Source organism: Sphingomonas sp. P4_G3 (assembly GCF_056401105.1).
Genome location: NZ_JBFUJZ010000003.1, coordinates 303,811 through 330,468 on the forward strand (window position 1 = coordinate 303,811; position 26,658 = coordinate 330,468).

Annotated in this window: 23 protein-coding genes; 12 read left to right on the forward strand and 11 right to left on the reverse strand. The window is 65.8% G+C overall.

Annotated elements, in window-relative coordinates:
• The 8 genes from AC1DQQ_RS09530 to coxB form a co-directional block, all read right to left on the reverse strand.
• Window positions 1-609: an SURF1 family protein gene (locus AC1DQQ_RS09530; RefSeq protein ID WP_478030835.1), complete on the reverse strand. Its 609-nt coding sequence runs from the start codon at window positions 607-609 to the stop codon at window positions 1-3.
• Window positions 606-1,004, reverse strand: a complete 399-nt coding sequence (locus AC1DQQ_RS09535) for a DUF983 domain-containing protein (RefSeq protein WP_478042553.1) — start codon at window positions 1,002-1,004, stop codon at window positions 606-608. The genes AC1DQQ_RS09530 and AC1DQQ_RS09535 overlap by 4 nt, the downstream gene beginning before the upstream one ends.
• Complete coding sequence (locus tag AC1DQQ_RS09540) at window positions 1,004-1,918, reverse strand: cytochrome c oxidase subunit 3 (protein ID WP_478030839.1); 915 nt, start codon at window positions 1,916-1,918, stop codon at window positions 1,004-1,006. The genes AC1DQQ_RS09535 and AC1DQQ_RS09540 overlap by 1 nt, the downstream gene beginning before the upstream one ends.
• 33 nt (window positions 1,919-1,951) lie before the next feature.
• Window positions 1,952-2,491 (reverse strand): cytochrome c oxidase assembly protein, encoded by a 540-nt coding sequence (locus AC1DQQ_RS09545; RefSeq protein WP_478030841.1) that lies wholly within the window; start codon window positions 2,489-2,491, stop codon window positions 1,952-1,954.
• Window positions 2,491-2,625 (reverse strand): hypothetical protein, encoded by a 135-nt coding sequence (locus tag AC1DQQ_RS09550; RefSeq protein ID WP_478042554.1) that lies wholly within the window; start codon window positions 2,623-2,625, stop codon window positions 2,491-2,493. Before AC1DQQ_RS09550 ends, AC1DQQ_RS09545 begins: the two co-directional genes overlap by 1 nt.
• On the reverse strand, window positions 2,622-3,518 hold the full coding sequence (locus AC1DQQ_RS09555; protein WP_478042555.1) for a heme o synthase: 897 nt from the start codon (window positions 3,516-3,518) through the stop codon (window positions 2,622-2,624). Before AC1DQQ_RS09555 ends, AC1DQQ_RS09550 begins: the two co-directional genes overlap by 4 nt.
• Before the next feature lie 107 nt (window positions 3,519-3,625).
• Window positions 3,626-5,335, reverse strand: coding sequence for a cytochrome c oxidase subunit I (ctaD, locus tag AC1DQQ_RS09560; RefSeq protein ID WP_478042557.1), 1,710 nt, complete (start codon window positions 5,333-5,335; stop codon window positions 3,626-3,628).
• Window positions 5,336-5,339: 4 nt separating this feature from the next.
• A complete protein-coding gene (gene coxB, locus AC1DQQ_RS09565) occupies window positions 5,340-6,476 on the reverse strand; it encodes a cytochrome c oxidase subunit II (protein ID WP_478042558.1) in 1,137 nt (378 codons plus the stop codon).
• A gap of 179 nt (window positions 6,477-6,655) precedes the next feature.
• On the opposite strand from coxB, the gene AC1DQQ_RS09570 reads away from it, so the two are divergent.
• The 5 genes from AC1DQQ_RS09570 to maiA all read left to right on the forward strand — a co-directional run bounded on the left by AC1DQQ_RS09570 (window position 6,656) and on the right by maiA (window position 10,791).
• A complete protein-coding gene (locus AC1DQQ_RS09570; protein ID WP_478030851.1) occupies window positions 6,656-7,396 on the forward strand; it encodes a pyridoxine 5'-phosphate synthase in 741 nt (246 codons plus the stop codon).
• A 235-nt stretch (window positions 7,397-7,631) separates the two neighbouring features.
• On the forward strand, window positions 7,632-8,078 hold the full coding sequence (gene acpS, locus AC1DQQ_RS09575; RefSeq protein ID WP_478042559.1) for a holo-ACP synthase: 447 nt from the start codon (window positions 7,632-7,634) through the stop codon (window positions 8,076-8,078).
• A complete protein-coding gene (gene lepB / locus AC1DQQ_RS09580; protein WP_478030853.1) occupies window positions 8,075-9,076 on the forward strand; it encodes a signal peptidase I in 1,002 nt (333 codons plus the stop codon). Before acpS ends, lepB begins: the two co-directional genes overlap by 4 nt.
• Window positions 9,077-10,165, forward strand: coding sequence for an AI-2E family transporter (locus AC1DQQ_RS09585; RefSeq protein ID WP_478045013.1), 1,089 nt, complete (start codon window positions 9,077-9,079; stop codon window positions 10,163-10,165). It begins immediately after the preceding gene.
• Complete coding sequence (gene maiA, locus AC1DQQ_RS09590) at window positions 10,162-10,791, forward strand: maleylacetoacetate isomerase (protein ID WP_478045015.1); 630 nt, start codon at window positions 10,162-10,164, stop codon at window positions 10,789-10,791. The genes AC1DQQ_RS09585 and maiA overlap by 4 nt, the downstream gene beginning before the upstream one ends.
• A 72-nt stretch (window positions 10,792-10,863) precedes the next feature.
• Here the strand turns inward: maiA and AC1DQQ_RS09595 are convergent, their stop codons facing one another.
• On the reverse strand, window positions 10,864-12,081 hold the full coding sequence (locus AC1DQQ_RS09595) for an alpha/beta hydrolase fold domain-containing protein (RefSeq protein WP_478030858.1): 1,218 nt from the start codon (window positions 12,079-12,081) through the stop codon (window positions 10,864-10,866).
• Window positions 12,078-13,106, reverse strand: coding sequence for an acyltransferase family protein (locus AC1DQQ_RS09600; protein WP_478042564.1), 1,029 nt, complete (start codon window positions 13,104-13,106; stop codon window positions 12,078-12,080). Before AC1DQQ_RS09600 ends, AC1DQQ_RS09595 begins: the two co-directional genes overlap by 4 nt.
• Window positions 13,107-13,270: 164 nt before the next feature.
• On the opposite strand from AC1DQQ_RS09600, the gene AC1DQQ_RS09605 reads away from it, so the two are divergent.
• The 4 genes from AC1DQQ_RS09605 to AC1DQQ_RS09620 are packed head-to-tail and all read left to right on the forward strand — an operon-like array spanning window position 13,271 to window position 21,108.
• Window positions 13,271-15,136: a non-ribosomal peptide synthetase gene (locus tag AC1DQQ_RS09605; RefSeq protein ID WP_478045016.1), complete on the forward strand. Its 1,866-nt coding sequence runs from the start codon at window positions 13,271-13,273 to the stop codon at window positions 15,134-15,136.
• Between the two features lie 24 nt (window positions 15,137-15,160).
• Window positions 15,161-16,423 (forward strand): cytochrome P450, encoded by a 1,263-nt coding sequence (locus tag AC1DQQ_RS09610; protein ID WP_478030861.1) that lies wholly within the window; start codon window positions 15,161-15,163, stop codon window positions 16,421-16,423.
• Window positions 16,424-16,429: 6 nt separating this feature from the next.
• The gene (locus AC1DQQ_RS09615) at window positions 16,430-20,425 is read left to right on the forward strand and encodes a non-ribosomal peptide synthetase (RefSeq protein WP_478045018.1); all 3,996 of its coding nucleotides are present in this window, start codon (window positions 16,430-16,432) and stop codon (window positions 20,423-20,425) included.
• Between the two features lie 2 nt (window positions 20,426-20,427).
• Window positions 20,428-21,108, forward strand: coding sequence for a 4'-phosphopantetheinyl transferase family protein (locus tag AC1DQQ_RS09620; RefSeq protein ID WP_478045019.1), 681 nt, complete (start codon window positions 20,428-20,430; stop codon window positions 21,106-21,108).
• On the opposite strand, the gene AC1DQQ_RS09625 is transcribed toward AC1DQQ_RS09620, so the two are convergent.
• On the reverse strand, window positions 21,063-22,589 hold the full coding sequence (locus tag AC1DQQ_RS09625; protein WP_478045021.1) for a lipopolysaccharide biosynthesis protein: 1,527 nt from the start codon (window positions 22,587-22,589) through the stop codon (window positions 21,063-21,065). The two genes, AC1DQQ_RS09620 and AC1DQQ_RS09625, sit on opposite strands and share 46 nt — an antisense overlap.
• A 161-nt stretch (window positions 22,590-22,750) precedes the next feature.
• Between AC1DQQ_RS09625 and AC1DQQ_RS09630 the strand changes: the two genes are divergently transcribed.
• The 3 genes from AC1DQQ_RS09630 (at window position 22,751) to AC1DQQ_RS09640 (ending at window position 26,553) form a co-directional block, all read left to right on the forward strand.
• On the forward strand, window positions 22,751-23,401 hold the full coding sequence (locus tag AC1DQQ_RS09630) for a DsbA family oxidoreductase (protein WP_478042569.1): 651 nt from the start codon (window positions 22,751-22,753) through the stop codon (window positions 23,399-23,401).
• Window positions 23,402-23,486: 85 nt separating this feature from the next.
• Window positions 23,487-25,508, forward strand: coding sequence for a M13 family metallopeptidase (locus AC1DQQ_RS09635; RefSeq protein WP_478045022.1), 2,022 nt, complete (start codon window positions 23,487-23,489; stop codon window positions 25,506-25,508).
• A gap of 88 nt (window positions 25,509-25,596) precedes the next feature.
• A complete protein-coding gene (locus AC1DQQ_RS09640) occupies window positions 25,597-26,553 on the forward strand; it encodes a helix-turn-helix domain-containing protein (protein WP_478030871.1) in 957 nt (318 codons plus the stop codon).
• Window positions 26,554-26,658 lie beyond the last annotated feature (105 nt).

The window sequence follows — 26,658 nt, forward strand, 5'->3', positions numbered from 1 at the left end:
TTACCCCTTACGAGCGCGGCGGCGCAGCGCCAGCAGATAGATGATCACCGCGATCCCGGCGAACAGGAACCATTGCACCGCATAGGCGAGATGGTTGTTGGGGATCGACTCGATGCTGGGCATCTCGTTCGCCGCCAGTCCCGGCGCCGGCGTATTGGCCACCAACAGCAATTCCTTGGGCGCGGCCCTGCCGAACAATGTCGCGATCAGCGGGGTGCTCGACGGCGCGTGGCTGATCATTCCGTCGACCTTGCCGCCGGTCCATTTGGGCTTGAACTCGGGATTGTGCGTCGTGCCGAGCTGGACCGAAAAGCCCGGCCCTTCGGCCCCCGTGGCGCATCGCGCGATGACACGGAACCCGGCCTTGCCCGCGCCGTCGAGCGCGAAGCTGACCGGTTTCAGGCAGAAGGTGCCGGCGCGGCGGAACAGCAAATCGTCGCCGATCGCCGGGATCGGGAAGGCGATCGGCGGCTTCGACGGGTTGGCGGCGAGCACGGCCAATTCGGCGAGCTTCTGCCCGCGCCGCTGCAATTGCCAGAACCCCAGCGCAATCATCGCGGTCACGGCCAAGGCCACCAGCACGGTCGCCACAATCGGGAAGCGCTTCATCGCGGGCCCTCGCTGCGGAATTCGCGCGCCTTGTTGCGATATTCGAGCGCGAGCAATCCTGCCTTCGACACTCGTAACGCCAGCAGCACGGCGGCCGCGCTCAGCGGAATCCAGAGCAGCACATGAACCCAGAAGGGTGGCGACAGCGACAATTCGAGCGTGATTGCCGCGGCGACGATCGCCCCGCCCAGGATCAGGATCAGGAACGCCGCCGGACCGTCGCCGACATTGAATGCCGAGATGTCGAGCGCGCAGGCAGAACAGCGATCGGCAAAGCGCACCCAACCGGAGAACAAGGTCGGCGCGCCGCAGCGCGGGCAAAGTCCACGCAGCGCGACCTGGACCGGCGCGACCGCGGCGGGCGCAGAGCCCCCGTCGGGTCGCGCCTCAGTCATCAGCCGGCGTGGACGGGCGCGCCCCAGCCACCCCAGACGTAGATCGTGATGAACAGAAACAGCCACACCACGTCGACGAAATGCCAGTACCAAGCGGCGGCCTCGAAGCCGAAATGCTGCTTCGGGGTGAAGTCGCCCTTGTACGCGCGGATCAGGTTGATGGTCAGGAAGATCGTGCCGATTAGCACGTGGAAGCCGTGGAAGCCCGTCGCCATGAAGAACGACGCGCCATAGTTGAGACCCTTGAACGGGAACGGCGCTTCCGAATACTCATACGCCTGGATCGAGCTGAACAGCACGCCGAGCACGATCGTCAGCCACAGGCCCTTCTTGACGCCGTCATTCTCGCCGACGCCCAGCAGACCCCATAGGCCCTTCATCGCGCCGCCGCGCTGATTGTGGATCAGCGCATGGTGCGCCCAGGTCACCGTCGTGCCCGACAGCAGCAGAATGATCGTGTTGAGCAACGGGAATTGGAAGGCGTTGATGACCTCGATGCCCTTGGGCGGCCAGACCGAGGCGGCGGCGATATTCTCGGTCGCCAGGCTCGCCGTCTTGCTCGCGGCGTCCCACACGACCGGCGCGGGGAACAGCGAAAAATCGAAGAACGCCCAGAACCAGCCGACGAAGAACATCACTTCGGAGGCGATGAACAGCACCATGCCGTAGCGCAGGTGGAGCTGCACGACCGGGGTGTGATCGCCCTGATGCGCTTCCTTGATGACGTTGGACCACCAGGAGAACATCGTGAACAGCACGCAAATCAGGCCGAAGCCGAACAACAGCGAACCGTAATGCGCGCCCTTCATCCACATGATACCGCCCGACGCCAGCGCCAGCGCGGACATCGCGCCGATCAGCGGCCAGGGATCGGGTTGCAGGATATGGTAATCGTGGTTCTTGGCGCCGGCCATGTCGGTCCCCGTTAGACTGGTTTGATTAAGCCTCTAGCTTGGCGTTTTCGCGGAATCTACCGGGTAAAACGTATAGCTGAGCGTGATGGTCTGGATATCGCGCGCGTCCGGGTCCTTGAGGATCGCCGGATCGACGAAGAAGATCACCGGCATGCGCTGGGTCTCGCCGGGCTTGAGCGTCTGCTGGGTGAAGCAGAAGCACTGGATTTTCTTGAAATATATCCCCGCCTGCGCCGGGGTGACGTTGAAAGTCGCGGTACCGGTCAGCGTCTGGCTGGACGTGTTGGTCGCATCGAAGAACGCCATGTCGCGCGCGCCGATATCGATCGTTTCCGACTCGTTCTCGGGCTTGAAATTCCATTTGAAGCCGGGCGCGACATTGGTGTCGAACGCGACCGTGACCTTGCCATCGACCGCGCCGGGAGCGCGCAGCGCCCGTCCGGTGGTGCCGTTGAGCCCCGTCGCCTGGCAGAACATGCGATAGAGCGGCACGCTGGCCCAGGCGAGGCCGGTCGAGCAGCATACGCCGATCACGGCCAGAAGCGCTGTACGTGTGGTCCGCTGCATCGCCATCACTCGTGCGACCAACCCAGCCCGATCTTGGCGATGGCGAGCGCGAAGATCAGGATCACCAGCACGCCGAGCACCAGCGCCAGCGCGCGCGCATTGCGGCGTTGCGCCGCGAGTCTCTGTTGGTCGGGAGTCATGCCAGCCACCGATCGGCGACAACCGCGCCAAACAGGATGAAGAGATAGGCGATCGAATAAGCGAACAGGCGCTTTTCCGGGCGCATGCGATCCTCGGCACCGGTCGTACGGAATGTGATCTGCGCCGCGAGCAGTGCGAACCAGGCTGTTGCCGCTACCGCGACCCAGCCATAGATCGCGCCGGTCAGCCCAAGCGGCCAGGGCGCCACCGCGGCAACCGCCATCGGGATGGTGTAGAGCCCGATCTGCGTCCGCGTGGCGCGCTCGCCCGCGACTACCGGCAGCATCGGGATGCCGGCATTGGCGTAATCGGTCTTCACGAACAAAGCGAGCGCCCAGAAATGCGGCGGGGTCCACAGGAATACCAGCGCGAAGAGCAGCAGCGGCAAGGGCGCGAGGCTGCCGGTCGCCGCCGCCCAGCCGATCAGCGGCGGGAAGGCACCGGCGGCACCGCCAATGACGATATTCTGCGGCGTGCGCGGCTTGAGCCAGATCGTGTAGATGAAGACGTAGAACAGGATCGACGCCGTCAGGATGCCCGCCGCGAGCAAATTGGTCGCGAGGCCCATCAGCAGCACCGAAAAGACGCCGAGCCCGACACCGAATTGCAGCGCCGAGTCGCGGCTCATCCGCCCAGCCGGCAGCGGCCGCCCACGCGTGCGCTTCATCTTGGCGTCGATATCGGCTTCATACCATTGATTGAGCGCCCCCGCCGCGCCCGCGCCGAGCGCGATGCACAGGATCGCGGTGAAGCCGATCACCGGGTGGATCGCGACCGGAGCCGCGAGCATGCCGCACAGACCGGTAAAGACGACAAGCGTCATCACCCGGGGCTTGGTCAGCGCCAGGAAATCGCGCCAGTCGGCAGGAAGGGCGATGGTCTCAGTGGTCATGGGTTGAGGGGCCTATAAGCGGCTCGCGGCGGCATGCAAAGCGGTTGCGCCGAAACGAAAACGCCCCGGAAAACTTCCGGGGCGCTTCGTTGCCGGATCAGTACCGATCAATGATGATGGGAATCACCCCCGTCTATGACGGGCAACGTCTCGAACTGGTGGAACGGCGGCGGGCTCGACAAGGTCCACTCGAGCGTCGTCGCACCTTCGCCCCAGGGATTGTCGGGCGCCTTCTTGCCCGCGAACAGCGACCAGATCAGGTTGATGAAGAAGATGGCCATGCCCGCGGCCATGATCATATAGCCGATCGTCGCGAATTTGTTGAAATATTCGAACGCGTTGGGATAGTCCGGATAGCGCCGCGGCATGCCCTGCAGGCCCAGGAAGTGCATCGGGAAGAACAGCACGTTCACGCCGATGAAGAACACCCAGAAGTGCACATGGCCGAGCAGCTCGTTGTACATCCGGCCGGACATTTTCGGGAACCAGTAATAGAAGCCCGCGAACAGCGAGAACACCGCGCCGAGGCTGAGCACGTAGTGGAAGTGCGCCACCACGTAGTACGTGTCCTGCATGTAGTCGTCGACGCCGCCATTGGCGAGCACGACGCCGGTCACGCCGCCGACGGTGAACATGAAGATGAAGCCCATCGCCCAGACCATCGGGGTCTTGAAGCTGAGCGAGCCGCCCCACATCGTCGCGATCCACGAGAAGATCTTGATGCCGGTCGGCACCGCGATCACCATCGTCGCGGCGGTGAAGTACATCTTGGTGTTCACGCTGAGGCCGGTGGTGAACATGTGGTGCGCCCACACGATGAATCCGACCACGCCGATCGCGACCATCGCGTACGCCATGCCCAGGTACCCGAACACAGGTTTCTTCGAGAAGGTGGCGATGATCTGGCTGATCATGCCGAAGCCCGGCAGGATCATGATGTACACTTCGGGGTGGCCGAAGAACCAGAACAGATGCTGGTAGAGGATCGGGTCACCGCCGCCTTCGGCCTGGAAGAAGGTCGTGCCGAAATTGCGGTCGGTCAGCAGCATGGTGATCGCCGCGGCGAGCACCGGCAGCGCCAGCAGCAGCAGGAACGCGGTGACCAGCACCGACCACACGAACAGCGGCATCTTGTGCAGGGTCATGCCCGGCGCGCGCATGTTGAAGATGGTAGTGATGAAGTTGATCGCGCCCAGGATCGAGCTCGCGCCCGCCAGGTGCAACGACAGGATCGCCATGTCGACCGATGGCCCCGCCTCCTGCGTCGATAGCGGCGCATAGACCGTCCAGCCGGTGCCCGCGCCGCCATCCGCGCCACCGAAGAAGGGCGAGGCGAGCAGCAGGGTGAAGCTGGGGATCAGCAGCCAGAACGAGATGTTGTTCATGCGCGGGAACGCCATGTCCGGCGCGCCGATCATCAGCGGCACGAACCAGTTGCCGAACCCGCCGATCATCGCCGGCATGACCATGAAGAACACCATGATCAGACCATGGGCCGTCACCAGCACGTTCCATAGATGGCGCGCCTGGTCCATGTTGACGTCGCCGCCGCCACGGATGTGGTTGAGCGTATTGGCCCATTCGCCGAGGAACTGGATGCCCGGATGCATCAATTCGGCACGCATCAGGCCCGAAATCGCACCGCCGATGATCCCCGCGGTGATCGCGAAGATCAGGTACAGCGTCCCGATATCCTTGTGGTTGGTCGACATGAACCAGCGGGCGAAGAAGCCCGGTTTGTGATCCGCGTCATGATGATGCTCGTGGCCGCCGTGATGCGCCTCGAAGGCGTTGGGCGTGAGGGCGATATCGCTCATTGTCTTACTGTCCAGTCGAATTGCCGGCAGCGGCATTGTCGGAGGCGGTCATATTGTCCGCGGGTGCGGCGGTGTTGGCATCCGCCGGAGCCGACGCATTGGCAGCAGCCGGCGCCGCGCCGGGTTCGGCCGCACCGGCGACCTTGCCGCCCTTGGCGACAACCCATTTGTTGTAGACGTCGAGCGGAACCGCTTCGACCGCGATCGGCATGTACGCATGCTTGGGACCGCACAATTCCGAGCACTGGCCGAAATAGAGGCCCTGCTTCTCGATCGTGAAGCTGGTCTCGTTGAGGCGGCCGGGGACGGCGTCGAGCTTGATCCAGAATGCCGGCATTGCCCAGCTGTGGATGACGTCGGCCGAGGTGGTGATCAGGCGGATCGGCACGCCGACCGGCAGCACGACGCGATTGTCGACCGCCAGCAGGCGGGGACCGTCGTCGTCGGTGCGCGCGCGCTCGCCCGGGCCGACCTCGTCCTTTTCCTTGAGCAGGTTGGCGGTGATTTCGAACCCGCCATTGTCCGGATAGCTATAGGTCCAATACCATTGGTTGCCGGTGACCTTGAGCGTGATGGCATTCTTCGGCGGCGGCGCGAATTGCGCCTGGAGCAGGCCGATCGACGGGATCGCCAGCAGCACGAGGATGACCACCGGGAGCAAGGTCCACACGACCTCGATCATCGTGTTGTGCGCGGTCTTCGACGGCACCGGGTTGGACCGGCGGTTATAGCGGAAGATCACCCAGAGCAGCAGGAGCAGCACGAACACCGAGATGATCGTGATCGTCCAGAGCAGCGGGCCGTTGTGGAACCAGGCGGCACGCTCGCCATTCTTGGTCACCTGCGGCTGGAGACCGATCTCACCATCGACCGGCTGGCCGATCCCTGCGACGGGCTTCATCGGTGGCGCGCCGTCCATCGACAGCAACGGATCGTTAGCCGCGGGCGCCGCCTTGGCATCCGGCGTCCCTTTGGGCACCGCCGTGACAACGATGGCCCCGGCAGGAGCGGCAGTCGTCGCCGCCGGAGTCGCGGCGGTGGCGGGCGGCGGCGCCGTGGGCGCCTGTGGCGCGGCCTGGCCGGCGCCGGCGAGCATCAGCCCCGCCGCCAGCATCGCTGTTTTCACAACCGTAAAGCGCATATTGTCGCGTCACCCTGTTCAAGCATTTGAGCCGCGGCAGCGGCCCCATAAGTCGCGGATTTGGCCCGTCTGGCCCGGGCCTATACGCCGCCCGCGTCGCAATCTTCAAGCGCGGGAGTCGATTTTCGCAGAGACATGACGTTGCGCGCCTCGAACCGGGCCCGTATCTGGGGCGTCAGATGAGCGGCTCCCCTTCCGAACGCCTGCGCCTGGGCGTCAATATCGACCATGTCGCGACCGTCCGCAACGCGCGCGGCTCCGGCTATCCCGATCCCGTGCGCGCCGCCTTGCTCGCGGCCGAGGCGGGTGCCGACGGGATCACCGCGCATCTGCGCGAGGACCGCCGCCACATCACCGACCACGATATCGCGCGGCTGTCGGCCGAGCTCCCGATCCCGCTCAACCTCGAAATGGCGGCGACCGACGAGATGCTCGAGATCGCGCTGCGTCATCGACCGCACGCGGCGTGCATCGTTCCCGAAAAGCGCGAGGAGCGCACCACCGAAGGCGGCCTCGACGCCGCGGGCCAGCACAATCACCTGGCGCCGATGGTCCGCGCGCTGGGCGCGGCCAATATCCGCGTCTCCTTGTTCATCGAGCCCGACCCGCGCCAGATCGAGGCGGCGCTGAGCCTCGGCGCGCCGGTGGTCGAGATCCATACCGGCCGCTATTGCGAGCTGGACGGTGAAGACCGCGCCGTCGAACTCCGCCGAATCGCCGATGCCGCAGCGCTCGCCGCCAAGAACGGGATCGAAGCGCATGCCGGCCACGGCCTGACCTTCGACAATGTCGTACCGATCGCCGCGATCGCGCAGATCCGCGAACTCAATATCGGGCATTTCCTGATTGGGGAGGCGATCTTCGACGGCTTGGCGCCGGTGGTGCGGCGGATGCGTGCTCTGATGGATGAGGCTAGGTGAGCCTAGCTCGATCCCGTCATCCCAGCGAAAGCTGGGATCTCAGGCCTTCGGAGCGCGCGCTTGCGGCACGAGACCCCAGCTTTCGCTGGGGCGACGGCCTGATGGGCGCGCTGATGTGCGTAGAGGCGCGCGGTGCCGGCCCGCRCSCCCACCCGGCCGCCCAGTCATGGTATCTTATGGGCGGCCGGATGGGGGTGCGGGCCGGCACCGCTTCCGCGGCAGCGGACAAAGAGTCGTGATCATCGGTCTCGGCTCAGACCTGTGCAATATCGAGCGGATCCAGAATTCGCTCGACCGTTTTGGCGAGCGATTCGAGACTCGCGTGTTCACCGAGGTCGAGCGTGCCAAGGCGAATCGCCGCCCGTTCACCAAGGCCGGCACGCTGGCCAAGCGCTTCGCCGCCAAGGAAGCCTTTTCCAAGGCGGTCGGCACCGGGTTCAAGGCCGGCGTCTTCATGCGCGATATCGGTGTGGTCAATGCGCGATCGGGCGCGCCGACCCTGGCGCTGACCGGCGGCGCGAAAGCACGGCTCGACGCGATCACACCGGCTGGCCACGTGTCTTATATACATGTAACACTAACCGACGATCATCCCTGGGCGCAGGCCTTCGTGGTGATCGAGGCGCGGCCGGCCCCGGATGATGCTATCGGGTCGAGACATGGTATCGGGAATGACGAATGAGTGACGAGTTGGCGTTGAACGACGGAAAATTCGACCCCGTGGCACCGGCCGAAACCGCCAAGCCCGCGCCCGCGGACAAGTGGCGTGCGGGCGCACACGCCGTCTGGAAAGAGATTGCCGGCATCTTCTGGCTGATCCTCGCCGTGCTCGGCTTTCACAGCTTCATCGCCAAGCCATTCTACATCCCGTCCGAATCGATGCTGCCGGGGCTCGAGGTCGGCGACCAGTTGGTCGTCGCCAAATATGCTTATGGCTGGTCGTTCATCTCGCCCACCTTGCCCAACCCCATCGCGATGTGGCGCGATCTCGTCCAGCACAAGCCGCAGGAAAGCTGGGGCGTGCAATTGCCCTTCATCCACGGCCGACTGTTCGGCCGCCTGCCCGAGCGCGGCGATGTCGTCATCGTCACGCCTCCCGGGCGCAACACCGATTACATCAAGCGCGTGATCGGGCTGCCGGGCGACCGAATCGAGGTGCGCAACGGCGTCGTGTTCATCAACAATGTACCGGTGAAGCGCGGCCCGGTTCACTATGTCGACCTGCCCGATTATGGCGGCGTGGCGCTGACAGGTGAGGAATATGGCACGACCTGCGACATCCCCGGTGGCCTGCAGGGTCCGGCGAACAAGCATTTTTGCCGGTTGCCGCTGGTCCGCGAGACCTTGCCCAACGGGCGCAGCTTCGAAACGGTCGATCTCAGCCGTGGTACGCCGGACAGCGGTCCGAGCTATTACGAAGGCGACAATTACGGCCCGCGCGTGGTGCCGCCCGACCATGTCTTCCTGATGGGCGACAACCGAGAGCGCTCGGCGGACAGCCGCATCGCGCTCGACCAGGGCGGGCTGGGCGGCCCGGTGCCGTGGGAATATATCGGCGGCCGCGCCGAGTTCGTCACCTTTTCCAAGAACGGCAGGGCGACCTGGAACCCGCTGACCTGGTGGGGCGGGCTGCGCGGCGGCCGCGCGGGTACCTCGCTCCACCCGGCACGGGATAAATAAATGGCCGACGACACCGCAGCGCTGGTCGCCGAGCCCAGCCCCAACGAAATGCGCGATCCCGAGATGCGCCGCGAGCTGAAGCGCGCGGCCGTCTGGCTGGGGCTCGCCGCGACGATGGCGCTGGTGGTGATCCTGATCCAGCCGATCCTCATCATTCTGGCGGGTCTGGTATTCGCCTCGATGCTCGACGGCGGCGTGCGGCTGTTGGGCCGCGCTTTGCCGATCGCGCGCAGCTGGCGGTTGCTGATCGTCGTCATCCTGACGATCGCCTTCATCGGAATCGTCTTTTACAAGACGGGCGCGGGCGTGGTGATCCAGTTCCAACAGCTCCAGGCCACGCTCGAAATCCAGGCCGACCGCATGTCGCAATGGGCGGCGGCGCAGGGCATCCTGCCCGGAGCCGAAGATCTCAAGGGCCTCGCGCAACAGGCGTTGGGATCGGTCGGCAAGCTCACCAGCTGGATCGGTACTGCGCTCGGTGCGGTCACGACCTTGTTCATGATCATGGTCATCGGGCTGTTCGTCGCGATGGAACCCCGCATCTATGACCGCGGGCTGCAGTGGATGGTGCCGAGCGACTATCGCGCCGAATTCTCGATCACGCTCGGGCGGATGGCATCCCAGCTCCGGCGGCTGCTGGCCGGCCGCCTGGCGGGAATGGCGTTCGAAGGCGTGCTGATGTGGATCGCGCTCAGCATCGCCGGGATTCCGATGGCGCTGGTGCTCGGCATCATCACCGGCATGCTGGCGTTCATCCCCAATGTCGGCGCCTTCGTCAGCGGTGTCCTGATGGTCTCGGTCGGTTTCAGCGCGGGTGTCGACAAGGGATTGTGGGCGATCTTCATCTATTTCGTCATCCAGACCTTCGACGGCTGGGTGGTGATCCCGTTGGTCGCGCGGCGCACGGTCGATCTGCCCCCGGCGCTGACCCTGTCGATGCAGATTCTCGCCTCGACCCTGTTCGGCGTGCTCGGCCTCGCGCTCGCCGACCCGCTGACCGCGATGATCAAGGTTGCGCTCGAGCGCAATTCGGAACGCACCGCCGAGGAGGATGCCGAAGCGGCGGCTGCCGGCATGGGGATGCTGTGACGATAAGGCTGCACGATTATTGGCGCTCGTCGGCAAGCTATCGCGTCCGCATCGCGCTGGCGATGAAGCAGGTCGACTATGAGCGCCACACCGTCAATCTGCTCAAGCGTGAGCACGTTTCACCGGAAAATCTCGCGGTCAATCCGCAGGGACTGGTGCCGACGCTGGAGATTGACGGCCATATTCTGGGCCAGAGCCTGGCGATCATCGACTATCTCGACGCGCGTTTTCCCAGTCCGCGGCTGATCCCGGCTGATGCGCTCGCCCGCGCCATGACCCTGCAACGCGCGCTGGTGATCGCCGCGGACATCCATCCGGTCGACAATCTGCGCGTCCTGCGCCGGCTGAACGAGATGGGTGTAGATCAGGCGGCGCGCGACGATTGGTACCGCCATTGGATCATCGAGGGCTTCACTGCGCTGGAGACCATGGCTGGCAGCGGCGCCTTCCTGGGCGGGAGATCGCCCGATTTGTCCGATGTCTGCCTGGTGCCCCAAATGTACAATGCGCGACGGCTGGAAACCCAACTTGAGGCCTTTCCCCGCCTGGTGGAGATCGATGCGCGGCTGACCGAGATCGACGCGGTCGCCGCGGCGCACCCCGACCGGTTCAAGCCCGCTGACTGAATAGCCGAGCGATCGGGCGGCGCTTGACCGCGTGCGAAAGCAGCCCGGCCGATCCAGGAACGGATACGCCGGTCAGTCCGCGAACGTCAGTCCGGTTAGCTTCGGCCCCGCTCCATGGTCGACGATGAATTGCGCGATGATCTGCCGCATCGCCTGGTTGGTGATGCTGTTATAGGTCGTGTTGAAATCATGCCCCGAATAGGGAAACAGGATCTGGTGGACCTCAAGACCGGCGGTATTTGCCTTGCGCACGAAATCCGTCCCGGCTTCCGGCGATAACAAGGGATCGGAGGCTCCGCCCAGGATCAGCGTCGGCGGATTGCTGGGGAATTGGAAATGGCGCAAATCGATCGCGGCGTAACGATCGGGATAATCGCGCGGCGACCCGCCGATATAGCGCGTCAGGTATGAACGCTGCTCGTCACGCAATTCGCTAGCATAATACCACGACCCGATGACATCGATCAGCGGCGCTTTGGCGACCACGACCGCGATGTGCGGAATGGCGGGGCCGCATTCCGGGTCGGTGCGCTTGGCATTGGCCAGATATCCGGCGGCCATCGCCAGGCTGCCTCCAGCGGACCCGCCGGTCAGCGTCACGCGATCGAGGTCGATGTGCAGCGCGCCCGCATTGGCGACAGTCCAGGCGAGCGCGCATTGCACGTCGCGCGTGGCCAGATTCCAGGTCGGCCGATCGTCTCTGGCCAGCCGATAGTCGATGCTGACCACGGTCCAGCCATGGTCGGCGAACCAGCGCTGGTTCGCGGCGCCGAACGATCGGCTGCCCTGGAAGAAGCCTCCGCCATGCACCGCGATCAGCACCGGACTCAAGGTGCCGGCTGGGTTTGGCGCGGGGTGGTAGATATCGAGCCACAGGTCTTCGCCGCCCGGCCGCGAATAGATTCGGCTTTCGTCGGGGCGCGCGCCGTCCCGCACTTCGCGCAAGTCGAGCGCCCGGACGACGTTGATCCGCGCGCCGTTGACCTGCGCGATATAGAGCAAGTGGAGCATCACCCAGGTTGTCGCGAGAATGGTGACGACGGCGGTCACGACGAGGGCGATCGCGGCCCGGGATTTGAACAGCGAATTCGCCAGCAACCCGATCAACAGCGCGACGATCCCCCACAGGAACAGCCACGACGTGTGGTTGGGTACGACGCCCAACGCATAGATACGAAACCACGGGATGATCGGCACGACCGCGCCGATCAGGATGAGCAGGCACGGCAACACCATGATCCAGGCGATGGTCATCATGCCCGTGCGGCACAGTCTGAACGCCGTGCTCATACCGCGCCCTCGGGTGATGCGGCATCGGGCATTCCGATCGCTGCGGCGGGAGCCGGCGAGGCGACCGGCCGCACGCCCAGCACACCTGACAAATTGGGCAAGCGCGCGATCGCCACCCAAGTCGCCAATGTCGTGCCGGCCGCGAGCGCCAGTAGAGGCGCGCCAGAAAATCCCCAGGCGGACCACAAAGCGAACACCAGCGGATGCCAAAGGTAGAAGAACAGGCTGTCCCGGCCGATCGCACTGATCAGCGGAATGTCGAACGTTATCCGCCGCAACCAGGGAAACAAGGCGATCAGCGGAACGCACAGCAGCAGTTCGGCGGCTGCCTCGGCCGGAGTTGAGGGATGATCGTACAGACGCGACCACCACAGCAGCCCGACAAACGCGACTAGCAGCAGCGGATATTCGCGCGTCGGCGCGGGGCGGCGCGCGACCCACATCCCCAGCGTGAAATAGATCGGATAGATGAAATAGCGCCGGTCGGGCGTCCAGGCGCCGAATTGCCAGACATCGTGCCCGACGCCGAACACGTACATCGAACCAATGCTCATCGGGATGGCGATCGCCAGCATCGTCGCGGGACCGAGGCGACACAGCTTCGCCGCGAACATGAAGGCCAGGATGACCGGCACGAACCACAAATGATAAGGCGGGCGGATCACCGCATAGAATGGAGAGAACCACGCGATCGAGCCGGTGATCACCACCGCCACCGCACAGGCGGCGAGCCAGGGAAGCACCATGCGATCATAATATTTCCGCAGCAGTCCCGCCGACGACAGGCTGCGCGCCAGTTCGAGGTTGAACAGATAACCGGTCAGGCCGATGAACAGCGGCATCCGGAAGCCGATGCCGAACCAGGTCAGGAAATGGTGGCGTTGGCTCAGTTCGGCGAAATGGCCGAGGATGACCAGGACGACCAGCGCGCCGCGAAACAGATCGATGCCCGAAACGCGCGGCTTGTCGACGCGCGGCGGGGGTGATGTCCACGCGACATCGCGGTTCTGAAGGCCCTCCCCCATAAGCAGGATATTGCCCGGGACGCGTTTCGATCCGTTGAGCGACGATGGTTAACGCGGCCTTCACTACTCGGCCTCTCTTAACCGCTCTTCGCCGAGCAGCGGGCACGAGAGGGTTGCCGCCGCTTTAAACGTTTCAAAACGACTGATCGGTTAAGCGCGAGCCTATGGCTAGTCAGCACAACGCATCGCTCCATTCGTCGCAGGGCGGCGAATCCCCGGCAACCCGCGCCGCCGCTTTCGTCGCGCCGCCCTTCTCGACGCCGCATGTCGTCGCGGAGATCGCCAAGCGCCATCCCGATTCCACCGCGCTGGTCGCACCCTGCGGCGTGCTCAGCTATGCCGAGCTCGACGCCCAGGCGAGCCGCGTCGCCGCCTGGCTGGCGTCGCAGGGCGTCGGTCGCGAATCGCTGGTCGGCGTGTGCCTCGAGCGCTCGTTCGACCAACTCGTCGTCGTGCTCGGCGCATGGAAAGCGGGTGCCGCCTATCTGCCACTCGATCCGAGCTGGCCCGACGGCCGCCTCCAGACGATCGTCGAGGAAGCCGCTTGTGCGCTCGTCGTCGGCCGCGGAGACACTGCCGCTCGCGTGCCCAATAGCCCGACCCCGGTCGTCACGCTCGACTGGCAGGCCCCGGAGCTCGCTACCGCCGAGCCGCTCGCCGCGGCGCCCAACGATCCCGATGCGCTCGCTTATGTCATCTATACCTCGGGCACGACCGGCAAGCCCAAAGGCGTCGAGGTCACCCACGCCAATCTCTCCTGGCTGATCGGCTGGCATAACGAGGCGTTCGGCGTCACCGCCGACGATCGCGGCAGCCACCTTGCCGGTCTCGGCTTCGACGCTTCGGTCTGGGAAGTCTGGCCGTATCTGTGCGCCGGCGCCTCGGTGGTGCTGGCGACCGACGACGTCCGCACCTCGGACGAGCGGTTGCGCGCGTGGCTGATCGTCCAGGGCGTCACCGTCGCTTTCGTTCCCACCGCGCTTGCGCAGGACCTGGTCCGCGACGATTGGGCGGTGGGCACCAAGCTCCGCTACATCCTGACCGGCGCCGATCGGCTGCTCGGTCGTCCGCGTCCGGGTCTGCCCTTCGCGTTGGTCAACAATTACGGCCCGACCGAATGCACCGTCGTCGCCACGTCGGCGATCGTGCCGCCGGGCAATGAGGAAACCGGGCTTCCCGCGATCGGCTATCCGATCAAGGGCACGACGATCCGCATCCTCGACGGCGAGCGCAAGGCCGTTGCCGATGGCGAACAGGGCGAAATCTATATCGGCGGTCCGCAAGTCGCGCGCGGCTATCGCCATCAGCCCGAGCTCTCCGCCGCCGCCTTCATCATGATCGACGGCGAGCGCTTCTACCGCACCGGCGACCGCGCCGCGTGGCGCCCCGATGGCCAGCTCACGTTCCACGGCCGCGTCGACGACCAGGCCAAGGTGCGCGGCCATCGCGTCGAGCCCGAGGAAACCGCGAGCGTCCTGCGCACCCATCCCGGCGTCCGCTCGGGCGCGGTGATCGCGGCGCCCTCGCCCGATGGCGGCGACATGCTCGTCGCCTATGTCGTCGAGAAGGACCCGCTGTCGGCCGAAGAACTGCGCGAATTCCTCGGCAAGACCCTGCCCGAATATATGATCCCCGGCGCGTTCGTCCGGATCGACGCGCTGCCGCTGACGCCCAACGGCAAGCTCGACAAGCGCGCTCTGCCCGAACCGAGCGACGCCAACGCCCTCGCCTCGGCCGGGTTCGCCGCGCCCGAGACGCCGGCCGAAGCAAAGCTCGCCGAGATACTCGAAGGCGTGCTTGGCCGCGGCAATGTCGGGGTCGACGACAATTTCTTCCTGCTCGGCGGTCACTCGCTGCTCGGCACCCAGGTGGTGCTGCGCGCGGGCGAGGCGTTCGGCATCGATCTGACGCTGCGAGACCTGTTCCAGGCGCCGACCATCCGCCAGCTCGCCGCGCGGATCGAGGAGATCGTGTTCGCGATGATCGAGGCGATGGACGACGACGAAGCCGCCACGCGCGCCCAGCAATAACGGCCCAACGGAGAGCCGAGAGATATGACCGAGCATTCGCCCATCGCCGCGGCCCAGCCGTTCGACCCGAGCCTCAGCCTGTTCCAGCTGCTCGACCCGGCAGTGCATGCCGATCCCTTCCCGTTCTACCGCCGACTCCGCGAGGAAGCGCCGGTGATGTGGGATCCGTTCATGCACACCTGGGTCGTCACTCGGTACGAGGACGTGCATTTCGTGCTGAAGGAATTCAGCGCGGACCGCACGCCCGATCCCAAGAAGATGGAGGCGCTCGGCCTGCCCTCGCTCGGCCCCGTCGCCGATCTGATGGCGCGGCAGATGCTGTTCCTCGACGCGCCGGACCACACCCGCCTGCGCAAATTGTGCATGAGCGCGTTCACCCCGCGCCGGGTCGATGCGATGGAGGACAAGGTCCGCGAGATCGCGCACGACCTGATCGACCAGGCGGTGCAAGGCGGCGAGTGCGAGCTGATCGCCGATTTCGCCGAGCCCTTCCCGGCGATCGTCACGGCCGGCCTGCTCGGCGTGCCGCTCGAGGACCATCGCCAGCTCAAGGCCTGGTCGGCGACCTTCGCCGAGATGCTCGGCAATTTCCAGCACAACCCCGACCGCGTCCGCGACGTCCTCAAGTGCGTCGCCGACATGACCGGCTATTTCCGCGATGCGGTTCGCGAGCAGGAGCGCAACCCGCATGACGGGCTGATCCGCTCGCTGATGGATGCCGAGGTCGACGGCCAGCGCCTGTCCGAGGACGAGGTCATCGCCAACACCATCGTGACGATGGTCGGCGGTCAGGAGACCACGACCAACCTGATCGGCAACGGGATCCTGACGCTCACGCGCCAGCCCGACAAGATGGCGCAATTGCGCGCGCATCCCGAAATCATCGAAAGCGCGGTCGAGGAATTGCTGCGCTATGAGACGCCGAGCCAGCACACCGCGCGTATCGTCAAGCAGGACACTGAGATCGGCGGCAAGCTGATGAAAAAGGGTGAAGCGGTGATGGCGGTGATGGCTGCCGGCAACCGCGATCCCGAACGCTTCCCCAATCCCGACGAGCTCGATCTGACCCGCACCGACAACCGTCACCTCGCCTTTGGCTGGGCGGCGCATTTCTGCTTCGGCGCGGCGCTGGCGCGGATGGAAGCGCGGATCTCGTACCTCGCCTTGCTCGCACGCATGGAGGACATTCGCGTCGCGGTGCCCGAGAGCACGCTCGAATGGCGCACCAATTCGGGTCTGCGCGGGTTGAGCGCCCTCCCGCTCGCCTTCCGCCCCGTGGAGGCCTGAACACCCATGAATGCGCATGTCGATCTGTCCGCGTCGAAGCGGGCACTGCTCGAAAAGATGATGCGGGGCGGCGGCGTGGCCGTCGCCAAGCCGCAGCAGATCGAGAAGCGCACACCGGACGCGGAGATCCCGCTGTCGGCCGACCAGCGTCAGGTGTGGCTCCACGCCATCATGGCGCCGGACGTGCCGCTCTATAACGAGTCGATCACGATCCACCGCTTCGGCAGTTTCGACCGCGGCGCGATGGAGCGCAGCGTCAACGAAATCCTGCGTCGGCACGAAGCCTGGCGCACCGCGTTCGTCGAGGAAGGCGGCGTGCTGGTGCAGCGCGTCCGCGAGCATCGCGACATCGTGCTGCCCTATGACGATGTCAGCCATCTGCCCGAAGCCGAGCGCGACGCCGCCGCGCTGGCGATCGGCCAGGAGGATGCGCGCCGCGCGATCGACCTGAACGACGCGCCGCTGTTTCGCGCGCGCATCGTCAAGCTCGCCGACGACAATCACCGGCTCTATTTCACGCTCCACCACATCATCTTCGACGGCGTCGCGATCTATCGCGTGATCGTGCCCGAGCTGGCCAAACTCTACGACGCTTTCTCGCGCGGCGCGCCCTCGCCGCTGCCGATGGCCGCGCTGCAATATGGCGATTACACGATCTGGCAGCAGGAGCATCTCAAGAGCGCGCCGATCCAGAAGCAGATCGACTATTGGCGCCGCACGTTGGCCGATGCGCCGCCCAAGCTCGAACTGGTCGGCGACCGCACCAAGCCGGCGCGCCCGACCCATGCCGGGTCGATGGAAGTGTTCGAGATTCCGAACGACCTGATCGAAAACTTGAAGCTGGTCGGACAACGCCACGGCGTCACGCTCTACATGACCCTGCTCGCCGCCTATCACGCGCAGCTCCACCTCTATTCGGGCGACGAGGATATCATCGTCGGCGGGGTTACTGACCTGCGCCGCCGCCCCGAACTCGAAAATGTCGTCGGCTATTTCCTCAACACGATCGCGCTGAGGGCTAAGCCCAAAGGCGAGACACGGTTCAGCGATTTCCTGACCGAAGTGCGCGACTCCGTGCTCGGCGCGCTCGCCGCGAGCGAAGCGCCCTTCGACGAGGTGGTCCGCGCGCTCGACGTCAAGCGCCGGCCGGGCACGCATCCCCTGTTCAATTGCCTGTTCTCGATCGAACCGCCGGTCGATCCCTTCCCCGACGGCTGGGACCTGACCCAGATGGACGTCGTGGTCGGGGGCGCCAAGTTCGACCTCTATCTCGAACTCGACGAGCGCCAGAATGAGGGGATGCACGGCCGCTTCCTCTATTCGACCGAATTGTTCGACCCGTCGACGGTGCGGCGGATGATCGGTCATTATCTGACGATCCTCGAAGGCGTGGTTGCGGATGCGACCCGGCCGCTCAAGGACCTGCCGCTGCTCGGCGAGCGCGAGCGGCAGCAATTGCTGGTCGACTGGAATGACACTGCCACGCCGCTGTCGTCGGCGATGCTGCCCGAGGCGTTCCGTGCGCAAGTCGCGGCGAGGCCCGATGCCATCGCGATCCGCTTCGGCGATCAGGCGGTCAGCTATGCCGCGCTCGACGCGCGCGCCGACGCCATTGCGGGCACCTTGCATGCAGCCGGGCTCAGGCCAGGCGATCTGGTCGGCATCTGCCTCGACCGCTCGCCCGACATGGTCGCCGCCTTGTTCGCGGTGCACCGGATCGGCGCGGCGTACCTGCCGCTCGATCCCGATTTCCCCGTCGCGCGGCTCGATTATATCGCGACCGATGCGGGCGCCGCCGCGCTGCTGACCGAGCGGCGCCTGAGCCACGTCCTGCCAAAATGCCCGCTCAAGCGCATCCTGATCGAGGACGTCGCGCCGGCCGGGACCACACGTCCATCGGTCTCCGTCCAGCCGACCGACCTCGCCTATGTCCTCTACACGTCGGGTTCGACCGGCAATCCCAAGGGTGTCGAGATCGGCCATCAAGCGCTGATCAACCTGCTGACCTCGTTCCGCGCCAACCCCGGCTTCACGTCCGAGGATTCGCTGCTCGCGGTCACCACCTTGTCGTTCGACATTGCCGCGCTCGAACTGTTCCTGCCGCTGATCAGCGGCGGCGAGCTGATCGTTGCGCCCAAGAGCGTCACCGCCGACCCGCGCCAGTTGAACGAGCTATTCGTCGGCGCCAAACCGAGCGTCATGCAGGCGACCCCCGCGACCTGGCGTGCGCTGATCGAGGCGAACTGGCAAGGATCGCCGACCCTGCGCATCCTGTGCGGCGGCGAAGCGCTGCCGCGCGACCTCGCCGAAAGCCTGGTCCAACGCTCGGGCGAGCTATGGAACGTCTACGGCCCGACCGAGACCACGATCTGGTCGACCGTCGCGCGCGTCACGTCCGGCGACGGCCCGGTGCCGATCGGCCGCCCGATCGCCAACACGACGATCCATATCCTCGACCGCTATGGCAACACCGCGCCGATCGGCGTGGTCGGCGAATTGTTCATCGGCGGCGCCGGCCTCGCGCACGGCTATCGCCACCGCGCCGACCTCACCGCCGAGCGCTTCGTCGAGATCCGTGGCGAGCGCCTCTACCGCACCGGCGACCTCGCCCGCTATCGGCCCGACGGCACGATCCTGTGCCTCGGCCGCGTCGACAATGACGAGAAGATCCGCGGCTATCGCGTCGCGGTCGAGGAGATCGAAGGCGCGCTCGCCGAGCATCCCGACATCGCCGCCGCCGCCGTGCGCAGCTGGCCCGACGCCTCGGGCGAACGCGCACTCGCGGCCTATATCGTCACCCGCGGCGACACGCCGCCGAGCCGCGCCGAGCTTCGCGAGCATCTCGCCCGGACGCTGCCCGATTACATGATCCCCTCGCATTTCGAGCATCTGCCGGCCTTGCCGATGACGCCCAATGCGAAAGTCGACCGCAAGGCGCTGCCGCAGCCTGGTGGCGCGGGTGCGCGCGAGATCGAACCGCCGCAGGGCGAGACCGAGGAGAAGCTCGCCGCGATCTGGTGCGACCTGCTGCGTATCGGCCAGGTCAGCCGCGACGACAGCTTCTTCGAACTCGGCGGGCATTCGCTGCTCGTCGCGCGGCTGCTCGTCCGCATCGAACAGCAATGGGGCCGCCGCATCGGCATGGCCGAATTCTTCCAGGCGCCGACGCTCGAAAAGCTCGCCGAGCGGATCGAGGGCAATGTCATTGCCGATCTCGGCGAGTGGGTGCCGCTCCAGCCGCTCGGCGACGAATTGCCGCTATTGTGGCTCGACGGCGGCCCGACCTTCATGGCGCTGGCGGAAGCGATGGGCACCGACCGCCCGTTCCTCGGGCTGCCGCTCGGCCCGATCCTCGAGCGCACCTTGCAGCCGGGCATGACGTTCGAGCAGATGGCGTCGGAGATCGTCACGGTGATCCGCGAGAGCCGCCCGCACGGTCCGTATCTGATCGGCGGCTGGTGCACCAACGGCATCATGGCGTTCGAGGTCGCGCGGCAATTGCGCGCTGCGGGCGAAGACGTGCCGCTGCTCGCGCTCGGCCATACGATGAACCCGGTCGCATTCCAGAAGATTACCTCGACGCAGATGCGGATGAGCAAGGCGCGCTACCATCTCGGCGTGTGGAGCAATCTGCCGATCGGCAAGCGGCTGGATTACGCCTTCGACCGCGCGCGGGGCCTGATGGAAGATGTCGGCGTCGCCGAGATCGCCGAGCGCGAGGGTCGCTACCGCGTCTTCGCCGCGCAGATGGAGCAGGCCGCGTATAGCTATTTCCCCGGCGACTATGACGGCGTGGTCGCCTTGTTCCAGCCGGCCGAACGGCTGGCGGTGCTCGACAGCCGCCCGGGTTGGTCGGAAGTCGTACGGGGCTCGCTCGAATCGTTCGACGTTCCGGGCACGCACGGCACGATGGCCGAAGCGCCCAACGTCGCGACCTTCGCGCAGCGGCTGAACGAAGCGCTCGATCGGGCCTGCCGGCCGGGCCGCCGCCTGAGGCCCTGATCATGGAGATGGTCGCGATCGACCGCGCCGCGCCGGGCATTGCGACCCTGACGTTGCTCGACCTCGACCTGCCGCGCGCGGAACTCGACGAATATCGTTGCTGGCTCGACGCGGATGAGTGTCTGCGCGCTTCGAGTTTTCGCCGGCCCATCGACCGCGACCGGTTCGTCGCGCGGCGCGGACTGATGCGCGCGCATCTCGGTCAGGAACTGGGTATCGCGCCGCAGATGGTGCGCATCGCCACGGACGAGCACGGCAAGCCGTTTCTGCGCGACGATCCCGATCTTGCCTTCAACCTGTCGCACTCGAACGGGCTGGCGCTGCTGGCGACGATGCGCGGCGGAGCGATCGGCTGCGACATCGAATGGCGCAATCCCGAACTGGCCTGTCCGCGCGTCGCCCAACGGCTGTTCGCGGCTGAAGAATATGAGACGCTGACCGCGCTCCCGAGCGAGCAATGGATGGCGGGCTTCTACAATTGCTGGACGCGCAAGGAAGCCTACGTGAAAGCGCTCGGCCTCGGCCTGTCCCATCCGCTCGACGCCTTCACCGTGTCGGTGGCACCCGGCGAGCCCGCGCGCTTCACCAGCGACGAGCCGGGCTGGACCTTGGCCTCGTTCGAGCCGGCGCCCGGCTATCAGGCGGCGCTGGTGACCTGGGCCGGCCCCTCGCCCGCGCGATAATAAGGTTTGCCGCGCACCATCGAGATCGCCTCGCGCAGAATGTCCTTCGAGAACAGCCACAGCCAGCCGAGATAGGCCACGCCGCCCGCCGCGACCAGGATAGTCAGGTGAAGCTGCACCGCCATCGCGGGCAGGATGGTGTCGATCCCGACGACCAAAGCGCCCATTGCCAGTGCCGGCGTCACGGTCGGCGCGATCGCTTTCGCCAGCGCCATCGCCGACAGCCCGAGCACCGGGAGCACGCGCCACGCGGTGATCGCCAGATAGATGATATAGGCGAAGAACCACGAGGCAGCGAGCCCGGTCACACCCCAGCGCAGCCCGACCACGAACGCCAGCGACAACAGTACCGCACCGATCATGCCGGTATGCACGTTGATCCCCGGCCGCCCCATCGCGCTGCACGCCGGGCTGAACAATACCTGGAGCGTCATCGCCGGCATCGCCACCGCGAGCAGCCGCACGAGCGGCGCGGCCTCGACCCATTTGGGCCCGAGCACGGTCGCCACCAGCGGCCCAGCAGTTACCGCCAGCCCGACATAGAAAGGCATCGCCACCAGCATCACCATTCGCGACGAGCGCGCAAAGCCTTGGGCGACGGCATCGCGATCATCCTGCATCCGCGCATAGATCGAAAAGGCGACGTCGTTGATTGCCGGCACGAACTTGGACACCAGGATCTGCGTCAGGAACAGCCCGGTCGTATAGAGCCCAAGCGTCGCCGGATCGAGCACGCGGCCGGCGATGAACACATCGGCCTGGCTCTGCAGCACCCAGAAGAACTGCCCCGCCGCCATCAGCCCGCCGAATTTGGCGAGCTCGCCCGCACCGCGGAAGTCGAACAACGGACGGTAATGATGCCCCGATACCCTGGTCATCCCGATCGCGCGCGTGGTGTAGAGGACCGCCGGCGCCAGGATCAGCGTCCACACGCCGAGACCCGCATAGGCACCCGCCAGCGCCGCCACGGCACCCGTGATCGACGACAGGAAATAGACCTTGGCCTGTTGCTTGAAATCGATCGCCCGCGCCAATAGCGCATAGGGAAACGCCACGAACGGCGTCGTGACATAGAGGAACGCCTGCACGCGCAGCAGGTCGGCGACGATCGGCTGGTGGAAATAGGCCGCGACCAATGGCGCCATCAGGAACTGCACCGCGCCCAGCCCGAAATTGAGCACGATCAGCATGCCGTACAGCTGGCGGATCGTGCGCTCGTCGGCATCGGGCTTCTGGATCAGCCCGCTCGCGAGGCCAGCGCCGTTGAGCATATTCAGCACCGCGAGCACGACCTGGGTCATCGCAAACAGGCCGTAATCGTGCGGGTCGAGGATGCGGATGACCAGGAAGGTCGCGCCCCAGGTGATGATCTGCCCGACGATCTGCGCGCCCGAGCGCCAGATCACCGCCGACCGCGCCTGCGCAAACAGCGAAGGCGACGGCGATTCCTCTTCCGGCTTGGACACGGGTGCATGCAGCATCACCGCTTCATGCACCCGACACGATTAAGTGCGCGTAAACCGCGTCGTCGCGCACTTAAGATGCCCGGCATAAGACGAAAACCGTCGCCCGTGCGCGGCACCGATGAAATGCGGCAATCCGATTCTTATCTGTGCCGTGACCGCACAGGAAAGGATGCCGAATGCCCCGGCCAATCAAGATCGATTTCGTCTCCGACATCGCCTGCCCGTGGTGCGCGGTCGGCCTCAATGGGCTGGAGGAAGCGCTGGCGCGCGCCGGCGACCTGGTCGATGCGCAGATCACCTTCCAGCCGTTCGAACTCAATCCCGACATGCCGCCCGAAGGCGAGGATTCAGTCGAGCATATCAAGCGCAAATACGGCATCAGCGCCGAGCAAGCCGCCGCCAATCGCGACACGATCCGCGACCGCGCGGCGGCGGTTGGGTTCGACATGGCAATGTTGGGCGAGCGGCGGCTGCACAATACGTTCGACGCGCACCGCCTGCTCCATTGGGCCGAGTTCGAAGGGCGTCAGCTCGCGCTCAAACATGCCTTGCTCGCGGCCAACTTCACTCGAGGCCTCGACGTGTCGGATCACGACACTCTGGTCTCGATCGCCGAGCAGGCCGGGCTCGACGGCGCCACCGCACGTGAAGTCTTGTCCTCGGGCCGCTACGCGCAAGAGGTCCGCGACGCCGAACGTCTGTGGCAGTCGCGCGGCATCAACTCGGTGCCGGCGGTCGTCATCGACGGCCGCTACCTGATCTCGGGCGGCCAGCCGCCGGAAGCGTTCGAGCGCGCGCTGCGCCAGATCGTCGCCGAAGCCGCCTGAAACCGGGCAACAAGATTCCGCTTTTGTCGGCCGCCCTAGTCTGACAACACACCGCGCGAGCGATCATCGAGCGGGGAGTTTCGTCATGGCGATCAAGCGAGTTGCTGCGCTGTTGCTGCTGGGCATGTCGGGGCTGGCGCTTGCCCAGACCGCACCCAAGCCGAAATACGGCCCGTGGGGCGTCGATTACACCTCGATGGACAAGGCAACCAAGCCCGGCGACGATTTCTTCCGATACGCCGAGGGCAGCTGGCTCAAGACCGCGCCGATCGCCCCCGACAAGGCGCGCGCCGGCTATAATTACGACATGCCCGACGAAAGCGAGGCGGAAGTCCGCAAGCTGGTCGAGGATGCCGGCGCCAACCCGGCCGACCCCAAGATGCGCCGGATCACCAATTTCTACGGCGCCTGGATGGACCAGGCCGGGATCGAGGCGCGCGGCACCGCGCCGCTCAAGCCCTGGCTCGCGCGGATCGCCACGGTCAGCAATACCAACCAGCTCGTCGCGCTGATGGCCGAGCCCGGTTTTGCCGCGCCGATCAACATCGGGGTCAGCCCCAATTCCAAGGATCCGACCCATTATACGGTCGACACCGGCCAGGCCCGGCTCGGCCTGCCGACGCGCGATTACTATCTGCTGCCCGACGCCAAGTACGTCGGCTATCGCAAGGCCTATCGCGATTATATCATCCATATCCAGGAGCTGGCCGGGATCCCGGATGCCGCGGCCAAGGCCGATGCGATCATCGCGCTCGAGACTAAGCTGGCGCAGGACCAATGGACGCCCGAGGCGCGGCGCGATCCGGTCAAGATCTACAATCCGATGGACCGCGCGGGCCTCAACAAGCTCGCCCCGCAATTCGACTGGACCCCGGTGCTGGCCAAGATCGGCCTGGGCAAGATGCCGATCGTGGTCGTCGCCGAGCCGAGCGCGGTGGCCGCGGCGGGCAAGGCGATCGGCGCGACGCCGCTCGCCACCTGGAAGGACTGGATGACCTTCCGCTTCATCAGCGACCATGCGCAATATCTGCCCAAAGCGTTCGACGACACGCGGTTCGGTTTCTACAGCCGGACGATGCAGGACGTGCAGAGCCAGCCCGAACGCTGGAAGCGCGGTGTGCGCCTGCTCAACGACTATCTCGGCGAAGCGGTCGGCGAACTCTACGCCCAGCATCACTGGACCGCCGACACCGACAAGCAGATGACCGAGCTGATCGGCGATTTGCGCGCGGCGTATAAGGAAAAGATCGACAACGCGGCGTGGATGGACGACCCGACCCGCAAGGAAGCGCTCGCCAAGCTCGCCTCGTTCGATCCGCGGATCGGGCATCCGGCCAAATATATCGATTATTCGGCGATGACGGTGTCGCGGACCGATCCGCTCGGCAATGCGATCGCCGCCGAGGATTTCCAGTGGAAGCTGGAATTGTCGCGGCTGCCCAAACCGGTCGACCGCGGGCTGTGGGACATGAACGTCCAGGAAGTGAACGCTTATTACAATCCGCTGATGAACCAGGTGACGTTCCCGGCGGCGATCCTGCAACCGCCGTTCTTCGATCCCGCCGCCGATCCCGCGGTCAATTACGGCGAGACCGGTGCCACGATCGGCCACGAAATGGGTCATGGCTTCGACGACGAAGGCCGCCAGTTCGACGCTCAGGGCAAACTCCGCGACTGGTGGACCAAGGAATCGGCCGACCGCTACACCGCGCACGCGCAAAAGCTGGTCGCGCAGTTCAACGGTTACGAGCCGATCCCCGGCGTCCACATCAAGGGCGAGCTGACCCTGGGCGAGAATCTCGGCGACCTCGGCGGGCTCGAAGCCGCATACGCTGCGTATCGGCGCTATGTCGCGCGCCATGGCGAGCCGGCGGTGATCGATGGCTATACCGGCGACCAGCGCTTCTTCATCGCTTATGCCCAGAGCTGGCAAGGCAAGGCACGCGAAGGCGCGTTACGCGCGCAACTTCTGTCCAACCCGCACAGCCCGGAGGAATATCGCGTCAACGGCATCGTCCGGAACATGGACGCCTGGTACGCCGCGTTCGGCGTCAAGCCGGGCGACAAATTGTACCTGGCGCCCGAGGATCGCGTCCACGTTTGGTAGCGGCGGCAAGGTCTCGAGCATTGGCGAGCAGGTCGGGATCGGCCTCCGCGCGCTCCACTAACGTCGCCGCCGCTGCTAGGAGACGCTGATGCGTTCGTCCCCGCGCCTCCGGCTTCGGCACTTCAAGGCGGATTCGGGCGCCACCAGTCACAGCGCCTGGGTCGAGCGGCCGTGGCCGAGCATCGGCACGCTCTATCGCACGACGCCGCACGAGCCGTTCGCCGCTTCGGCGGTGTCGCTCCTGCTCGGCGATCTGATCGTGCATCGCGCCGATTTCACGGCCCAGCGCTGGGTTCGGGATGCCCAATTGATCGCCGCGAACGATCCCGGGACGTTGAATATCGCCATCACGCTGGCCGGGCGCGCGGCAGGCGTTATGGGCGACCGCCCGTTTCGCACCGGCCCGGGCAGCGTGCATTTCGTCGACCTGTCGCAGACCTCGCGCCACGATTCGAGCGCGAGCCGGACGATCCTGGTGGCCGTTGCTCGACCGCTGGCGACCAGCAACGGCCTCGACGTCGCGGCCTTGCATGGCGTGGTCGTCCGCTCCGCCGCCGGCGCCGCGCTGATCGCCTATCTCGACCGGCTGTTGCAGACCGCCGACGCCTATTGCGAGGAAGACATTCCGCTGCTGTCGCGGACGATCATCGACCTGCTGGTATTGACCGAGCGCTCGGCGGAGCCCGAAAGCGCACAGGCAGTGCGTCGCGCTGCCGCTGCGCACGCCGCCCGGGCGCTGATCGACGCACACCTCGGATCGGCCGGCCTGACCATCGCGCGCTTGTGCCGTGACCTTGGTCTGTCGCGGACCAGCCTGCATCGGTTGTTCGACGACGATGGCGGCGTCCAGGCCTATATCCGAAACCGTCGGCTCGAAGCGGTCCACCAGCTTTTGAGCCAGCCCGGCAGCGACGAGCCGCTACAGGCGCTTGCCGACCTTTACGGGTTCAGCGACGCGGCGCACCTGTCGCGCTCGTTCCGCGCGCGCTACGGCGTCGCGCCCAGCACCTACCGGCGGCAATTGATTGGCCTGACATCGATCTGACGGTGGTTACGCACACGGAACGTGCATTCAAATGCGGTATTTCTTGGCGTGCGAATCGCGCGATGGCACCCACCGGAGCAGCCCTGAAGGTAGAGGAATTCGAGC

Excerpts from the sequence above, each read along its gene's own strand:
- AC1DQQ_RS09535 (WP_478042553.1), bottom strand. The coding sequence starts at position 1,004 with ATGACTGAGGCGCGACCCGACGGGGGCTCTGCGCCCGCCGCGGTCGCG.
- lepB (WP_478030853.1), top strand. The coding sequence starts at position 8,075 with ATGAGTGACGAGTTGGCGTTGAACGACGGAAAATTCGACCCCGTGGCA.
- AC1DQQ_RS09625 (WP_478045021.1), bottom strand. The coding sequence starts at position 22,589 with ATGCTGCATGCACCCGTGTCCAAGCCGGAAGAGGAATCGCCGTCGCCT.
- AC1DQQ_RS09545 (WP_478030841.1), bottom strand. The coding sequence starts at position 2,491 with ATGGCGATGCAGCGGACCACACGTACAGCGCTTCTGGCCGTGATCGGC.
- AC1DQQ_RS09570 (WP_478030851.1), top strand. The coding sequence starts at position 6,656 with ATGAGCGGCTCCCCTTCCGAACGCCTGCGCCTGGGCGTCAATATCGAC.
- AC1DQQ_RS09585 (WP_478045013.1), top strand. The coding sequence starts at position 9,077 with ATGGCCGACGACACCGCAGCGCTGGTCGCCGAGCCCAGCCCCAACGAA.
- AC1DQQ_RS09640 (WP_478030871.1), top strand. The coding sequence starts at position 25,597 with ATGCGTTCGTCCCCGCGCCTCCGGCTTCGGCACTTCAAGGCGGATTCG.
- ctaD (WP_478042557.1), bottom strand. The coding sequence starts at position 5,335 with ATGAGCGATATCGCCCTCACGCCCAACGCCTTCGAGGCGCATCACGGC.
- AC1DQQ_RS09550 (WP_478042554.1), bottom strand. The coding sequence starts at position 2,625 with ATGACTCCCGACCAACAGAGACTCGCGGCGCAACGCCGCAATGCGCGC.
- AC1DQQ_RS09540 (WP_478030839.1), bottom strand. The coding sequence starts at position 1,918 with ATGGCCGGCGCCAAGAACCACGATTACCATATCCTGCAACCCGATCCC.
- AC1DQQ_RS09600 (WP_478042564.1), bottom strand. The coding sequence starts at position 13,106 with ATGGGGGAGGGCCTTCAGAACCGCGATGTCGCGTGGACATCACCCCCG.
- AC1DQQ_RS09595 (WP_478030858.1), bottom strand. The coding sequence starts at position 12,081 with ATGAGCACGGCGTTCAGACTGTGCCGCACGGGCATGATGACCATCGCC.
- AC1DQQ_RS09615 (WP_478045018.1), top strand. The coding sequence starts at position 16,430 with ATGAATGCGCATGTCGATCTGTCCGCGTCGAAGCGGGCACTGCTCGAA.
- AC1DQQ_RS09555 (WP_478042555.1), bottom strand. The coding sequence starts at position 3,518 with ATGACCACTGAGACCATCGCCCTTCCTGCCGACTGGCGCGATTTCCTG.
- AC1DQQ_RS09620 (WP_478045019.1), top strand. The coding sequence starts at position 20,428 with ATGGAGATGGTCGCGATCGACCGCGCCGCGCCGGGCATTGCGACCCTG.
- AC1DQQ_RS09635 (WP_478045022.1), top strand. The coding sequence starts at position 23,487 with ATGGCGATCAAGCGAGTTGCTGCGCTGTTGCTGCTGGGCATGTCGGGG.
- AC1DQQ_RS09605 (WP_478045016.1), top strand. The coding sequence starts at position 13,271 with ATGGCTAGTCAGCACAACGCATCGCTCCATTCGTCGCAGGGCGGCGAA.
- coxB (WP_478042558.1), bottom strand. The coding sequence starts at position 6,476 with ATGCGCTTTACGGTTGTGAAAACAGCGATGCTGGCGGCGGGGCTGATG.
- AC1DQQ_RS09630 (WP_478042569.1), top strand. The coding sequence starts at position 22,751 with ATGCCCCGGCCAATCAAGATCGATTTCGTCTCCGACATCGCCTGCCCG.
- AC1DQQ_RS09610 (WP_478030861.1), top strand. The coding sequence starts at position 15,161 with ATGACCGAGCATTCGCCCATCGCCGCGGCCCAGCCGTTCGACCCGAGC.
- AC1DQQ_RS09530 (WP_478030835.1), bottom strand. The coding sequence starts at position 609 with ATGAAGCGCTTCCCGATTGTGGCGACCGTGCTGGTGGCCTTGGCCGTG.